The 14,452-nt window shown below is 37.8% G+C and carries 13 protein-coding genes; 7 read left to right on the top strand and 6 right to left on the bottom strand.

What is annotated here, in order from left to right; translation table 11 throughout:
* Positions 1-7: 7 nt before the first annotated feature.
* Positions 8-196 carry a hypothetical protein gene (locus tag ACTB00_RS10605; protein ID WP_463299897.1) on the bottom strand — a complete coding sequence of 63 codons (189 nt, stop codon included), beginning with the start codon at positions 194-196 and terminating at the stop codon, positions 8-10.
* Between the two features lie 249 nt (positions 197-445).
* Here ACTB00_RS10605 and ACTB00_RS10610 point away from each other — a divergent pair, with 249 nt between their 5' ends.
* From ACTB00_RS10610 to ACTB00_RS10620, 3 genes are all read left to right on the top strand, one after another.
* Positions 446-1,030 carry a thioredoxin family protein gene (locus tag ACTB00_RS10610; protein WP_463299898.1) on the top strand — a complete coding sequence of 195 codons (585 nt, stop codon included), beginning with the start codon at positions 446-448 and terminating at the stop codon, positions 1,028-1,030.
* 132 nt (positions 1,031-1,162) lie between these two features.
* Positions 1,163-1,756, top strand: a complete 594-nt coding sequence (locus tag ACTB00_RS10615; RefSeq protein ID WP_463299899.1) for a porin family protein — start codon at positions 1,163-1,165, stop codon at positions 1,754-1,756.
* Between the two features lie 9 nt (positions 1,757-1,765).
* Positions 1,766-2,329, top strand: coding sequence for a hypothetical protein (locus ACTB00_RS10620; protein ID WP_463299900.1), 564 nt, complete (start codon positions 1,766-1,768; stop codon positions 2,327-2,329).
* Here ACTB00_RS10620 and ACTB00_RS10625 read toward each other — a convergent pair.
* On the bottom strand, positions 2,319-3,116 hold the full coding sequence (locus ACTB00_RS10625; protein ID WP_463299901.1) for a PI-PLC domain-containing protein: 798 nt from the start codon (positions 3,114-3,116) through the stop codon (positions 2,319-2,321). The genes ACTB00_RS10620 and ACTB00_RS10625 overlap by 11 nt on opposite strands.
* 316 nt (positions 3,117-3,432) lie before the next feature.
* Here ACTB00_RS10625 and ACTB00_RS10630 point away from each other — a divergent pair, with 316 nt between their 5' ends.
* Positions 3,433-4,590, top strand: a complete 1,158-nt coding sequence (locus ACTB00_RS10630; RefSeq protein ID WP_463299902.1) for a pyridoxal phosphate-dependent aminotransferase — start codon at positions 3,433-3,435, stop codon at positions 4,588-4,590.
* 220 nt (positions 4,591-4,810) lie between these two features.
* Positions 4,811-5,281 carry a hypothetical protein gene (locus ACTB00_RS10635; RefSeq protein WP_463299903.1) on the top strand — a complete coding sequence of 157 codons (471 nt, stop codon included), beginning with the start codon at positions 4,811-4,813 and terminating at the stop codon, positions 5,279-5,281.
* A gap of 62 nt (positions 5,282-5,343) precedes the next feature.
* Here the strand turns inward: ACTB00_RS10635 and ACTB00_RS10640 are convergent, their stop codons facing one another.
* The gene (locus ACTB00_RS10640; RefSeq protein ID WP_463299904.1) at positions 5,344-5,526 is read right to left on the bottom strand and encodes a hypothetical protein; all 183 of its coding nucleotides are present in this window, start codon (positions 5,524-5,526) and stop codon (positions 5,344-5,346) included.
* A 276-nt stretch (positions 5,527-5,802) separates the two neighbouring features.
* Here ACTB00_RS10640 and secA point away from each other — a divergent pair, with 276 nt between their 5' ends.
* Both secA and lgt read left to right on the top strand, forming a co-directional pair.
* Positions 5,803-9,126 carry a preprotein translocase subunit SecA gene (gene secA / locus ACTB00_RS10645; protein ID WP_463299905.1) on the top strand — a complete coding sequence of 1,108 codons (3,324 nt, stop codon included), beginning with the start codon at positions 5,803-5,805 and terminating at the stop codon, positions 9,124-9,126.
* A 13-nt stretch (positions 9,127-9,139) separates the two neighbouring features.
* Positions 9,140-9,949, top strand: coding sequence for a prolipoprotein diacylglyceryl transferase (gene lgt, locus ACTB00_RS10650; protein ID WP_463299906.1), 810 nt, complete (start codon positions 9,140-9,142; stop codon positions 9,947-9,949).
* On the opposite strand, the gene ACTB00_RS10655 is transcribed toward lgt, so the two are convergent.
* The 3 genes from ACTB00_RS10655 to ACTB00_RS10665 form a co-directional block, all read right to left on the bottom strand.
* Positions 9,950-10,996 carry a DUF6340 family protein gene (locus ACTB00_RS10655; RefSeq protein WP_463299907.1) on the bottom strand — a complete coding sequence of 349 codons (1,047 nt, stop codon included), beginning with the start codon at positions 10,994-10,996 and terminating at the stop codon, positions 9,950-9,952.
* Positions 10,997-11,011: 15 nt separating this feature from the next.
* On the bottom strand, positions 11,012-13,084 hold the full coding sequence (locus ACTB00_RS10660) for a hypothetical protein (RefSeq protein WP_463299908.1): 2,073 nt from the start codon (positions 13,082-13,084) through the stop codon (positions 11,012-11,014).
* A 179-nt stretch (positions 13,085-13,263) separates the two neighbouring features.
* Complete coding sequence (locus ACTB00_RS10665) at positions 13,264-14,250, bottom strand: helix-turn-helix domain-containing protein (protein WP_463299909.1); 987 nt, start codon at positions 14,248-14,250, stop codon at positions 13,264-13,266.
* Positions 14,251-14,452 lie beyond the last annotated feature (202 nt).

The raw sequence follows: 14,452 nt of genomic DNA on the forward strand, positions 1-14,452 counted from the left end.
TATCTGGTTATTCGTATAAATCTTCCTCAGAGTTTGTACTATTAAAATCAACTTCATCATCAAATTCATCATAAATAGTCAGGCGGCGTTTTGAGCCTCGATCTTTCTTTACACTTTTTGGTGACTTGCCCCTAAATTCAGTATCCTCAAAGTCAGTGTGATTTTGAATCTTCCTGGAGCTCTTTTTCGATTTCATTTTAATTTTACAGATCTAATAATTAATAACTGATTCACAAAAATACCGTTCGGTATTCACGGTTGAAAAATAGAAATTTTTTTCTCTTATTTCCAAATATGGGATGTATTTTTTTACGTTTAATCAAGTTTGATAATACTTCTATCACAACCATTTATAAATGTGTTCGTATTGTAACGAAAAAAGATCCAACAAGTTTAGTCAGCCATTTGTTACACTGGTAATTATTAATGCTAAAAACCAGTATTTATGAGTTTTACACTTAAGATAGGCGCCGAAGCCATCGATTTTAATTTACCCGCAACTGACGGGGAAAAATATTCACTGGCAAACTTTGAGTCAGCTAAGTATTTGGTCGTTTTTTTTACCTGTAACCATTGTCCGTATGTAATAGGAAGTGATGAACTAACCCGAGATGCTGCCGAGAAGTACAAAGATCAAGGTGTGCAATTTGTTGGAATTAATTCGAACAGTGCAAGCACGTATCAGGAAGACGATTTTGAGCACATGGTTCTGCGAATGAAAAAGCATCAGTTTCCGTGGCTATATTTGCACGACGAAAGTCAGGAGGTTGCCGAAAAATATGGAGCTTTAAGAACCCCGCATTTTTATGTGTTTGATGAAAATAGACGTTTAGTGTACACCGGAAGGGGAGTAGACTCGCCAAAAGATGCGTCGAAAGTCAAGGTGAATGACTTGGATAGAACACTAAACGAATTAACCTCTGGAAAGCAAATTTCCACTCCTGTTACCAATCCAATTGGGTGCAATGTGAAATGGAACGGGAAAGATAAACACTGGATGCCACCCGAGGCCTGCGATCTGATAATCTGATTTTTTTTTATTGCTTAATTAATCACGACTTAATAAAAAGTCATATTTTAGCTCAATTGAATATAACGATTACTTTTGGCAATTATTGAAAGTTTTAATCGTTTATATAACTCAAAACAAAATTTATTAGCCATGAAAAAAATTGCAATTGTTCTATTATTCACGTCATTCTTAATCCCTGCGATGGCTCAGTCTCCCATTAACCTAGGACTAAAGGGAGGTTACAGTAATTCTAAATTGGTTACTGATATGAACGCCATAAACGAAGGGAATGTTGATAATTACCACGTAGGTGCCTTTGCTCGGGTAACTTTAGGTCGAATCTATATTCAGCCCGAAATCTATTACAGTTCGAAAGGAGGAACATTGGAAGATATGACTGGAAGTGTGTCTCAGGCTGTTAATTCCTTTGATTTAAAAACAGTTGATGTTCCCGTACTTTTAGGTATAAATGTTGTTGATAAAGGACCTCTTAAAGTAAGAGCCAATGCGGGGCCTTTATTTTCATATTTTACAGATAAGAAATTGAGCAGTAATATACTCAGTGAAGATGAAATTAAAGATCATTTTTTTGGGTGGCAATATGGAGTTGGCGCCGATTTTATGTTTTTGACTCTTGATGTACGCATGGAAAACAGCTCTGGCGATTTATATTCGGGCCCATACATCGACAGTGATGTTCGTAGTAAGAGCTTTGTAGTGAGCCTGGGAATTAAATTGTTGTAACATTTCTGATTGGAAAGATTAATTGACATTTTGAATACGAATAAGCTGATGATGTTCAAAAAACTAGCTTGTATAGGTTTTTTCCTTTTGGTAGTAAGTGCCACTTTTGCGCAATCTGACTCAACAAAATTGAGCCCGGTTAACTTGGAGTATGAGTTTATCTACATGGAGTTATTTAACTTTTCACCAAATTCAACTTTTGGTGAATTGCAGTTTAATCAACCTCCTGCTATTCCAAACGAAATGAACTGGCAACCTTCTGTTTTTACCAATTTAAATACTTATGGAGGTTTCAAATCGATTAGTCTTTCCAATCAAATTCCTTCTTATAACCCGTTTTTAAATGCGTTGTCGGTAACCAGTTACGCCGACTACAAACTAAGTGACAAGCTTGTTTTCGGAGGGAATAGTTTCGCGGGCAATTCAATCTTCAATCCATTGCCGGCCAACCCTTCAGTTCAGGATATGAGCATCAGGGGAGCTTCTATGTTTTTGCAATACAAGATTTCGGATAAATTCAAAGTAAGCGGTAGTTTCAGCATCAGCAATCAGGAACACCCCCTTATTCCTTAGTGTTTTTAGTTAAATATTGCACTAACTCTTCTACATGATTTGTGCCAATAAAGTCGACCTCAGCTTTTTGTAACATGTCCCAGACACCGTCACTTGTCGGACATTTCGACACATATACTTTTCTGCCCAATTGGTGGATTTCAGCAACCTTTTTCTTTACACTCAGGTACTCTTCAAAGGCAATATTCCCAATACCATTCCAGGTGGTTAAATCCGAAAAAGGTAATTCAATCAATGGCATCACTTCAACAGGAAGGTCTGAACTTAAATTACTCCCGGAGCCGGCCACGCCGGTTAAAATCAATTGTTCCTGATTTGAAAGCTCAGCAATCGGAGCTTTAATCAAAATTTGTAGTTTCCCCGGATGCCACTTTCCATCGGCTTTAAATACAAGCATATCCTGCATGGTGCGCAGCTGCTGTCGTAACAGGCGAATTACGGTGTGTGGCTCATAACCGATGTCTAATATCAGGTAGCTAATGTCAGTGTGCCGTGGAATGATATTGCCATTATTCTTTTTAAACTGATTGAATAGCGGTAGTAAGTATGCATCTCGCAAAGTGGGCTTTACATGATTGGCACTGTCAGGCATGGTTGGCGTAACGTATAATTCACCATAAATTGGCATTACGTCAGCTTCGAATTGATGAACCCCTAAACTTAATATTTCCCATACTTCCGAACTGTTTTCAGCATTCTGGGTACACAACACCTCGGTTTTGAGCTGGCCAAAACCAGTTGAAAACAACAAACACACGAACAGAAAGAGTAAACTGTATTTTATCATAACGCCTTTTATTATCGTATGGACTAAATTAGGATATTTTTCAGTTTTAATGCACAAAACAGTGTGCTAAATAAGAATTAACTAGACGTTCTGAGTTTTTATCGAAGCTCGGTAAACTATTGAAATTTGTTGTTACTTGAATTCACTTATCGAATTGAAAGAGGGGAACCTGCATATCTGGCTGAGTAACCACCAATTGTTTCGTGGCAACTCAATGACCTCCAAAAGAACGTAGCCAAACTTCCGGTTATTAATTATTGAGCTTGCAATATTCGATATCTTCAGTAATTTCGAGAGCTGAAAACCAAGAAGTAAAATGACTGCGTCGCGAGTAAACGAAATAACGCCATTTATTGTGATGGAGGTGCTTGAAAAAGCAGTTGAACTGGAAAGGGCAGGAGCTAACGTTATCCACATGGAAGTTGGAGAGCCGGACTTTAATATGCCTGCTTGTGCCATTGAGGCTACCAAGCAAGCGTTTCTTGAGAGCCGCACTCATTACACGCACAGCTTGGGCGATCCGGAGTTAAGAGACGAAATCTCGCGACACTATTTTAATGAATACGGGGTTCGTGTTGATCCCAATCAAATTATCGTAACATCAGGAAGTTCTCCGGCTATTTTATTGGCTCTTTCGGTTTTATGCGAACAGGATGATGAAATAATTTTATCCGACCCGGGTTATGCTTGCTATCCAAACTTCATCCATTACATCGGTGCTAAAGCGGTTCACGTTCCTGTAAATTCTGCTGATGGTTTTCAATTTCATGCCTCGGCTATCCAGAATAAGATAACTCAACGAACGAAAGGAATATTAATAAATAGCCCGATGAATCCAACGGGAAATTTGTTGAACCCGGAAGTGTTGAAATCTTTAGCCGAACTAAATACCACGATTATCTCTGACGAAATTTATCATGGCTTAGTTTATCAAGGACGTGCACATTCTATTCTGGAATATACCGACAACGCATTTGTATTAAACGGGTTTTCGAAACTTTATGCCATGACTGGTCTTCGTCTTGGCTTTTTAATTGCTCCCAGACAATACATCCGTCCGATGCAGAAGTTGCAGCAAAATCTTTTTATTTGCGCCAGTTCAGTAGCTCAAAGAGCAGGAATTGCTGTGTTGAAAGACGCCGGTAGTGAGGTCGAAAACATGAAACGGATTTACAATGAGCGTCGGATTTATATGATTAGCCGATTACGAGAACTGGGATTCAAGATCCCGGTTGAGCCCATTGGCGCTTTTTATGTTTTTGTTGATGCATCGCATCTTTCGGCAAACTCGTACGAACTTGCTTTTGATATTTTAAATAAAGCTCATGTTGGTGTAACTCCGGGGATAGACTTTGGGGCAGGTGGAGAAGGATTTCTCCGATTTTCCTACGCCAATTCTTTAGAGAATATTATTGAAGGACTTAATCGACTTGAAAAGTATATTCAAGATCGAACAGCATCCATTTCCGAATAAATATCCATTTCCGCTTAATTTTCTTAAAAGTTTTTGTTGACGATTTCACGTCGTTTATCTGTCTAATATCGTTGTTCGTCGAAAGTAGGCCGAATTTAGGATCTGCAAGTGTAATATCTGGAATTCTTCGTCGTCTATTAATTAAACAAGCAGAAAACAAAATGGAGTTTAAACTCCTGTAACGAAACAATTTTTACAGTAAACGATTAAATCCAAAGTCATGAAAAACAAAATTTTTACAGCAATTACAATCTTCGTATTTAGCTTCGCAGCTTTAGCGGTTGAAGCAAGTGAAATTGACCGAACTTTTAGTGATTACGAAATTTCAAAAGTAACTACCAAAGCGCTTAGTTCCGGTGCCGATGACGCATGGGTATTGTCATACGACAAGAATGAATCACCCATCGTTATCACATTACATAAAACCAAACGATGCAATTACTATGTGGTAAGAGCCGAGCATTTTGAAGTTGCATATTTATGCAATAAAAAAGGTTTTGGAGCATCATGGGTGAAGTCATCTTATAGCAATTATCCCGAGGAGTTGACACGGAAAGTAATTAACGACTCAGAGCTCGAACGCCAACGAATTTTAACTTCCAATCAGCCAACAAATGAAGAGGCTCTGGAGCTGATTGCGTCCTATTTGCCAGATTTAGTAAATCCAAGTTATAAGCACCTGTTGAATTAATAATTTTATTGATTGAACAGTATCAATCCGAAAAGCTGCTTTCCCCCAGGAGCAGCTTTTTTTTAAATACATCCACAAACAAATCCGTCGGCCAAACCATCTCTTAATTCACTAACTTTGGCTTTTTCGCGATCACTTCCTTTACATTGCTCACAAACCGGAAGGTTTAATTCCTCATTTCTCGCCAACAGCTTCGGTTCCATCTCTTTCTCACAAACAAAACATCTATTGCTAAAGTCACTCATTATTTCGGTTTTTTAGATGAAATATGATCTGAAAACGAACATGAAAATCATCTGCGATTCTTCACAAACAAGCATGATCAAACTTTATTCTGTTTCTTTTCTGTTTTGTGCTTTACTGACAGCATAATTATCTTATCATGTAATATTGGCGTAATTAGCTCCGATTCCCTTTATGGCATGATTATTATTGAAAAAAAACAAAGCACAAATATATAAACTTACATAGATTAACTACTTTTGTGTGCGTTTGTAGATATTAATAAGAATTTATAGATAATGACATTTGTAAATAAGATTTTAGGAAAATTTCTAGGCAATAAATCAGATCGGGACATCCGGGAGATTAATCCAATAGTTGAACAGATAAAAAAAGAATACGAAAGAATATCCAAGCTTTCAATTGACGAATTAAGGGGTGAGACAGTTCGAATAAAACAAATCATCCAGGATCGGATTCAACCGGATCTCGACGAAATTGCGTCACTAAAGGAAAAGGTTGAAGAAGTTGATATTCAGGAGAGCGAAAAAATATACCAGGAGATTGATAAAATTGAAGAACAAATCAATGAAAAGATTGAAGTTGTTCTGAATGAGGTTTTACCGGCGGCTTTTGCGGTAGTGAAAGAAACGGCCAGACAATTTAAAGACAATGAACAGCTTGTTGTAAACGCGTCAGATTTTGATCGCGAATTAGCTGCCGGAAGAGATAGCATTACTATAGATGGTGAAAAAGCCATCTGGAAGAATCGCTGGATAGCCGGAGGAACTGAAGTTGTCTGGGACATGGTTCACTACGATGTTCAGCTAATTGGAGGAGTCGTGCTTCATCAAGGTAAAATTGCTGAGATGGCTACGGGTGAAGGAAAAACATTAGTTGCGACCTTACCGGTGTTTTTGAATGCGTTAGCCGGAAGAGGTGTTCATATTGTTACGGTTAACGACTATTTGGCAAAACGTGACTCGGAATGGATGGGTCCAATTTTTGAGTTTCATGGCTTAAGTGTAGATTGTATTGACAAGCACCGTCCAAACTCTGATGAAAGACGTAAGGCCTATAATTCCGATATTACCTATGGAACAAACAATGAATTTGGTTTCGATTATCTGCGTGATAATATGGCCATCAATCCAAAAGACTTGGTCCAACGGAAACATCATTATTCTATCGTCGATGAGGTTGACTCTGTTTTAATTGATGATGCACGGACACCATTAATTATTTCAGGTCCTGTTCCCAAAGGAGATATTCAAAAATTTGATGAACTGAAGCCAAAGGTTGAAAAACTGGTCGCTGCTCAAAGAAATTTTGTGATGCAATGCTTTACTGATGCGAAGCGCCTGTTATCAAAAGAGAATCCGACAAAAGATGAAAAGGAAGAAGGAGCATTATTATTGCTCCGTGCCCATAAAGGATTGCCAAAAACCAAGGCCGTTATCAAATTCTTGAGTGAAGAAGGAATTAAAGCAGCTATGCAGAAAACGGAGAATTACTACATGCAGGACAATAACAAAAATATGCATGTTGTTACTGATCCACTTTACTTCATTATTGAAGAGAAACAAAACTCAGTTGAGCTTACTGATAAAGGAATTGACTTAATTTCGAGTGATGTTGATGACCCTGAATTTTTCATTTTACCTGATATGGGTGGAATGATTGCAGAAATCGAAAATGATGAATCACGGAGTCGCGAAAAAAAGCTGGAGGAAAAGGACGAACTATTACAAAACTATGCAGTAAAATCGGAACGTGTTCATACCATCAACCAGTTATTGAAAGCTTACGCCATGTTCGAGAAAGATGTGGAGTATGTGGTGATGGATAACAAAGTTAAAATTGTTGATGAGCAAACAGGTCGTATCATGGAAGGCCGTCGTTATTCTGACGGGCTGCACCAGGCAATTGAAGCCAAAGAGCATGTAAAAGTTGAAGCTGCAACACAAACATTTGCAACGATCACACTCCAGAACTACTTCCGGATGTATCATAAATTAAGTGGTATGACCGGTACTGCGGAGACGGAAGCAGGAGAATTATGGGATATTTATGAATTGGAGGTTGTTGTTATTCCTACAAATCGGCCAATTGTTCGTGATGACAGGGAAGATTTGGTATACAAAACGAAGCGAGAAAAATACAATGCTGTTATTCTTGATATTGTGGAACTCAATAAAGCCGGCCGGCCGGTATTGGTTGGTACCACCTCTGTTGAAATTTCAGAATTATTAAGCCGGATGTTAAAAATCCGTGGAATAAAGCACAATGTACTGAATGCAAAATTACACGCACGGGAAGCCGACATTGTTGCCGATGCCGGTATAGCCGGAATGGTAACTATTGCTACAAACATGGCCGGTCGTGGTACCGATATTAAACTGAGTAAAGAGGTAAAAGAAAGAGGTGGTTTAGCGATTATTGGTACCGAACGACATGACTCACGACGGGTTGACCGTCAGTTACGTGGTCGTTCCGGTCGTCAGGGAGATCCCGGTAGCTCACAGTTCTTTGTATCGTTGGAAGACGACTTGATGCGTCTGTTTAATTCAGATCGGATTACCGGGATTATGGATCGTCTGGGATTGGAAGAAGGCGAAGTTATTCAACACTCAATGATTACAAAATCGATTGAGCGTGCCCAACGTAAAGTTGAAGAAAACAACTTTGGTATTCGTAAACGTCTGCTGGAATATGATGATGTGATGAACTCACAACGTGAGGTAATCTACAAAAAACGTCATCATGCACTGTTTGGCGAGCGATTAGACGTTGATCTGCTCAATATGATGTACGATTCGATAGAAAACCTGGTGAATGAGTTTTACGGAAGTGATCAATTTGAAGATTTCAATCTGGAATTAGTGCGATTAATGTCTATTGAGTCGCCGATAGCAGCTGACGAATTCATTAGTTTGAAGCCTGACGAAATTGTTGAGAAAATATACCAGGTGATGATTGATACCTTTACTCGTAAAGTTGAATCAATTTCGAAGCAAGCCTATCCGGTCATCAAAGATGTGTTTGAGAAAAAATCACAGGTTTATCAAAATATCGTTGTTCCAATTTCTGATGGGAAACGTATTTTCCAAATCATTACCAATCTGGAGAAAGCCTATAATAATCAGGGAAAAGAGTTGGTTAAATCTTACCAAAAACAAGTTGTTTTATCAACTATTGATGAGTCTTGGAAAGAGCAATTGCGTGAGATGGATGATTTGAAACAGTCCGTTCAAAATGCGACCTACGAGCAAAAAGATCCATTATTGATTTATAAGTTTGAGTCATTCAACTTATTTAAAATAATGGTTCAAAAAGTCAATAAAGATATTGTCTCAACCTTGATGAAAGGGCATATTCCAATTTCTGATCCGAATCAGGTACGTGAAGCGGACGTCGATAAGCGTACTGATATGAGTAAATACTCAACCCAAAAGTCGGATATAACAGAATCAAGATCTGGAAGTCGAGGCGATGCTCAAGCCCGCAAAGAACAACAAAAAGTACAACCCGTGCGTGTTGAGAAAAAGGTCGGACGTAATGAGCCATGTCCTTGTGGAAGTGGAAAGAAATATAAAAGCTGTCACGGCAAAAACGCGGAATAAAAAATCAAAATAGATGGAATTTCTAGCCTTTATTCATTGGAATGTTGAACCTGAAATTTTTAGTTTAGGCCCATTATCTGTTCGTTGGTATGGTTTATTATTTGCCATTGGATTTTTGGGCGGTTACTATCAGGGTGAACGCATGTTTAAGTTTGAAAATATTAAGCTGGAATGGCTGGAAAGTCTTTTTATTTACCTGATTGTTGCTACCATAATTGGTGCACGATTAGGACATGTTTTTTTTTACGGATGGGATTATTATTCACAACATCCCAGCGAAATATTGAAGGTGTGGCACGGCGGGTTGGCGAGTCATGGAGGCGCATTGGGGATTATTGTAGCTCTTATTCTGTGGAGTAGAAATGTGTCCAAACGTCCTGTTATCTGGATTATGGATCGGGTCGTGGTTCCAACCGCTTTAGTTGCAGCACTTATTCGTACAGGAAACTTGATGAATTCTGAAATTTATGGAATTCAAACCAGCCTGCCTTGGGGAATCATATTTGAGAGAAACGGAGAAACAGTGCCTAAGCATCCAACCCAAATCTACGAAGCACTTTCTTATCTGCTTACTTTTGGCGTCATGTTATATACCTACTGGAAAACTGATTTGCGAAATCGACAAGGATTTATTGTAGGTGTATTTTTTGTGATGATATTCCTCGCAAGGTTTTTAATCGAGTTTATCAAAGAAGATCAGGAAGCTTTTGAATCAGGAATGGCCCTGAATATGGGACAGTGGTTGAGTATTCCATTTATACTTGGAGGAATTTATCTAATTGTACGTGCTTTAAAACGTCCACCCATTATCTATAAGAATTGATTACGAGTCAGATGAGAACTTCTTAAATTCTTCGATAGCTTTTATTCGCCTTTTCAGTGTATAAAGGTAGTTTTCCGTTTGCTTGCGATATTGTGTTTTGTACGACTTCGTTGCCCACTGAGCAGCTTCTTCAATATTACCTAGCATTTCAGAGGCAATAGCTAAATTATATTCCAACTTACTTTTAGTTGTTTTATTATCTGTATGCGCTGCAAGTTCTTTCCAGTGACTGTAGGCTGCAGTCCAGTCATTTTTGCGGATAGAGGAATCAATAATAGCCTGATTAGCCTCTTTTAGGTCAAAATAACCTCTAGACTGGGTTTGCCATTGTGGCGAAAGCAATTTATCAAATTCAAGTGCGATTTGTATCCCTGTTTCAATTAAAGCTTGTTTGACAGGTACCAATTTGGAGGTAAATAATGTCTTTTGTGAATAATCATTTGCATACCAGTAAACAGTATCATCGACCATGATCTGCTTAATAATTTCCTGTTTTTTCGGATCGTAAATCTTTATAATTGCATCATACTTTGAGTCAATGGTTGCTTCATAAATACCATCGTAGCGCATATAATCCGTCATTATTTTATTCATATATCTTTCAATGACAAGCAACGCATCAGTATTATAAGTATCACAAATTTCAGTTACATAATCCCAGTCTAATGGTTTCGGAATACGATAATAACTGATGTCACGCGGAATATTTCTATTTTCAGGAACGACAACATCATATCTTCCTGATTCGAATAGTAACTCGGCAAGTACTTTTAAAGTCGTGTCGGCAGCAACACTATCCAGAACCGCAGCATCAACATCAAACCCTTGTTTGTAGAAATAGACCTGAAGGCTGTCTGTTGGGAAGTTTTTAAATTCGTTTGAAATCCCCCTGTTCATTAAAGTTAAACTAACAATGTCATTCGGAAGGATATATTTTGAAGGCTTTGCAACTTCAATATAAACTGTTTTATACGTGCTGGCGCAAGATGCCAGCAATAAAACCAAAACCGATAAACCTAATATTTTATAGAAGTAGTTGAATTTCATGTTAGTGGTTCACAATTAGTAAATACCCCAATATTTTCTCAAAAACCATTCCAAAACTAGCAAAAACAAGATGACAAAAAATAGCCATTTCATTGAAAGGAACTCCTGATAAACCTGCGTCTCTATTTTTTGTGTACGCAATTGATTTGAACTCTCTAATGACGAAATTAGTTCACCGATCTGTTCGGGAAGATAAAACTCACCACCAGTCTTTTCTGCTATTTGATTTAAAGACCGGAAGTTAGCTTTGGTATCAGTTAATTCAATTTGAATCTTTTTCACATAAAAGCTCCCTTCTTCAACATATTCGGTTTCGCCAAGTTTTATACTGGCATTAAAAGAGTAGCTTCCAGAGGGCAATCGTCCAACATTCAGTCTGTATTCGTCATCTACTTTATCAAACACAGCCTGATAAGTTCGTCCTGCATCATCTGATATTTCAATTTCTAAATCTGGAAAATTCACCAGCTCAAAGCTTGCATTGAAAAGCTCTGCCTGCATGGTTATCACTTCATCCTCAGCATATTCATTTTTATAAAACAAGTTGAAGTTATCTTCATTAACTCTTAATATGAGGTAATTAACAGCTTTTAAGATGAACTCATCAAATAAATTGTGTGAACGATCTTTTAGGTAGCTATGAATCCGCCACCGCCACAAACCTTCTCCTAAAATGAAACCTCGCTTTTGTCCTTCAACTTTGCCAAAAGCAATTAAAGGACGCTCCAGATTAACCGTTTGGACAAGCTGATCAGCAAAAGTTTCAAAAGAGTCTTCGATTGTCGTTTCGCCAAAGGGCCCCAGCAATGGTGGAAGATCTTTTAAATCCGTCATTTGATTTGGATTAAACCGAAACAGACTAAACTGATCGTTTACTTCAGGTGTAATTTGCTCGAAACTGTTAGTAGGCTTTATTTGCAGGCCAGTTTGCAGGTTATTAAATCTGGCAATGGAACTTTCTCTCCCAAAGATGAATAGAAAAGGACGCTTGCTTTGTTTTAGCTTCTCCAGCATGGTAACCGATTGCTGACTGGCATCAGGTAACTGATGAACAATTACCAGATTATAATCCGTAAAATCAAAATCATCTGATAAGCTGGTAAGGGTTTCAAATTCGTAGCTATTTTTTGCTTTTAGTGCCTCGGTAATGGCTCCCAGATCGGGGTGTGGTCCGTGAGCCAGCAAGAGTATTTTCTGCTTTTCAGAAATGACATTGACTGAGAAATCGTAAGTATTGTTAGCTAAGTTTTCCTCGCCACCAACTTCATCAATGCGAACCGCGTATTTGGCAATACCCTCCTTGATGGGCTTCAGGCTAATATTTTCAGTGAAGAAATAATCATCAGACTGGATGCGAATAGCCCGTGAATAAACCGTCTTATTCTTATTTTTAACAGTGAGGTTGACAATTTTACCAGCGGCCTTTTTGAAACTCAGATCAATTTCAATAGGGAAATTTGTCTCTAAATAGGCCGTTGGATTGGTTGTTACTTTTCGGATGGCAGCATCGGTATGAATGGCAGTGTCGCCAAAACCAATTGTATAAATTGGATAGCGGATCGAATTAGCGGCATAAACAGGATCAGTGCCGGCATTAAAAATGCCATCTCCCAAAATGAGTACAGCGCCAATATTCGACGTTAAATAGTTTTGATTAATCTCATTCAGAAAATTACTGTAATCAGACCTTTTTCCATCAAATCGCAGAGAATCAGTATTTGCCTTATTTGTCTGACTGTCAAATAAAAAAACAGTGGGAGAGAGGCCTTTCAACTCGCTATTTAATTGAGTGACTACATCTTTTATATTATTGCTGTATTGCTTAACCGACTCGGAGTTATCAACTCCGATTATCAACTCAGGCTGCAACTTCTCGTGCTTTATTCGCTGGATAGCTAGTTCGAGAAATAAAGCAACGATTAGAAAAACGGAGACGAATCGCAACGCACTAAGCAAATAAATCTGAAAACTTGTTAATGGGCTGTCTTTCTTCGTCTTTCTGTATAGTATAAAACTGGTTAAGCCTGCAATAACAATGCAGAAGAGAAATAGACCGAATGTGTACGTTGAGTTGAAATAAAATTCCACTACATTAATTTTTTAGGTCTTCAAATTTAGTATTCTTAAGTGTAAACTCGGAGATATTCGCGACTGATTGGAACAATTTTATTTTTTTCTATGAAAGTTAACAACGCGGAGTCAACCTTTTTATAAGCCCATGTGTTTTGATTATCAGATGATTTATTCTCATAGCTCCAAGGTTGAAATCAGGGTTTGCTTTTTGCAGGCTCTGGTTTTATTTTTTCCCCAACGAGATTTGACAACTGAATTCGATTTTTAACTCCGGTCTTTAAGTAAATTCTTGATGCATGATCTTTCACTGTCTGGATAGTAATAAACAAACAGTCAGCAATTTCCTGGTTGGTTTTCCCCTGACAAATTTCCTTAATGATTTCAGCCTCACGTTTTGATATTTCAAACTCATGGCAAAACAATGCAAATTCATTATCAGCTATCGGTTTTCCTGAGGATCTTTTAAAGTACAAATAGCTAGAAATAATAGCTGGGTGGCTGTAATAAAAAACGATGAACAGGATGACAATAATCCAATGCGAAGAGACCATGAATAAAGCAATCTTCGCTAATAAAATTGGAATAAATATGACTGCTAGAATTACTTCTTTTTTCACTTCCATCCGTTTTTCACCTCCAACTAGTATCAAAATACAGCCTACTCCAACAACCAATAAATGTGTTATTGCAAAACCTTTAACAATCAATGATAGTTTGATTGCTTCATCTTGAATGAGCTGATTCTTGAAATAATTAGCAAGAAAGAAAAATAGTAGAATGCAAATTGAAAAATAGACGATACTCACGTAAGGTTTCAATTTAAACCCAACTAATTCAACACTAAACTGGATGAATAAATACCAGGCTACGATCAAAAGTGGAAATCCTAAGAATGGGAAAATACCAACAATATTTATTAAGGTGTCTTTGGAGGTAATAACGTGATTTAATAAAAACTCAACTATCAAATTACTCCAGATGCTGTAAAAGCCAAAAGCTGCCAAAAAAATAGTGTAATAAAATAGGGAAGAGGCAAATGGTTTCACTTCCAGCCTTTTCAGTCGGTACGATGTCATTAATCCCAGAGCGGTCAACCCAACTGAAACGATAAAACAAAATATAAAAATCCCGATTCTCATATTGTTAGCCAAAATAGTGAAAAGGCTCCATTCATCACTCATACCAAAGTAGGATTATTAAATACAAAAGCGTTTTTCATGTTTCTCTTTCATTTGCAACGCATGAAACTCACCTATACTGACTCTCCTGTGCGAGAGACTTTTAGTGCTGGTTTCAGCTGCTACTTTAGTCGTAAAAGAGCAAAACACGACTTTAGTAGGAAGGATATTAATACTGAACGCAGTAGTTTTGAAATAAATATTA

It is taken from the genome of Sunxiuqinia sp. (genome assembly GCF_055140945.1).

What these genes read in the sequence shown, in the direction of transcription:
- ACTB00_RS10605 (WP_463299897.1), bottom strand. Translation starts at nt 196, where the DNA reads ATGAAATCGAAAAAGAGCTCCAGGAAGATTCAAAATCACACTGACTTT.
- ACTB00_RS10610 (WP_463299898.1), top strand. Translation starts at nt 446, where the DNA reads ATGAGTTTTACACTTAAGATAGGCGCCGAAGCCATCGATTTTAATTTA.
- ACTB00_RS10615 (WP_463299899.1), top strand. Translation starts at nt 1,163, where the DNA reads ATGAAAAAAATTGCAATTGTTCTATTATTCACGTCATTCTTAATCCCT.
- ACTB00_RS10625 (WP_463299901.1), bottom strand. Translation starts at nt 3,116, where the DNA reads ATGATAAAATACAGTTTACTCTTTCTGTTCGTGTGTTTGTTGTTTTCA.
- ACTB00_RS10630 (WP_463299902.1), top strand. Translation starts at nt 3,433, where the DNA reads ATGACTGCGTCGCGAGTAAACGAAATAACGCCATTTATTGTGATGGAG.
- ACTB00_RS10635 (WP_463299903.1), top strand. Translation starts at nt 4,811, where the DNA reads ATGAAAAACAAAATTTTTACAGCAATTACAATCTTCGTATTTAGCTTC.
- ACTB00_RS10640 (WP_463299904.1), bottom strand. Translation starts at nt 5,526, where the DNA reads ATGAGTGACTTTAGCAATAGATGTTTTGTTTGTGAGAAAGAGATGGAA.
- secA (WP_463299905.1), top strand. Translation starts at nt 5,803, where the DNA reads ATGACATTTGTAAATAAGATTTTAGGAAAATTTCTAGGCAATAAATCA.
- lgt (WP_463299906.1), top strand. Translation starts at nt 9,140, where the DNA reads ATGGAATTTCTAGCCTTTATTCATTGGAATGTTGAACCTGAAATTTTT.
- ACTB00_RS10655 (WP_463299907.1), bottom strand. Translation starts at nt 10,996, where the DNA reads ATGAAATTCAACTACTTCTATAAAATATTAGGTTTATCGGTTTTGGTT.
- ACTB00_RS10665 (WP_463299909.1), bottom strand. Translation starts at nt 14,250, where the DNA reads ATGAGTGATGAATGGAGCCTTTTCACTATTTTGGCTAACAATATGAGA.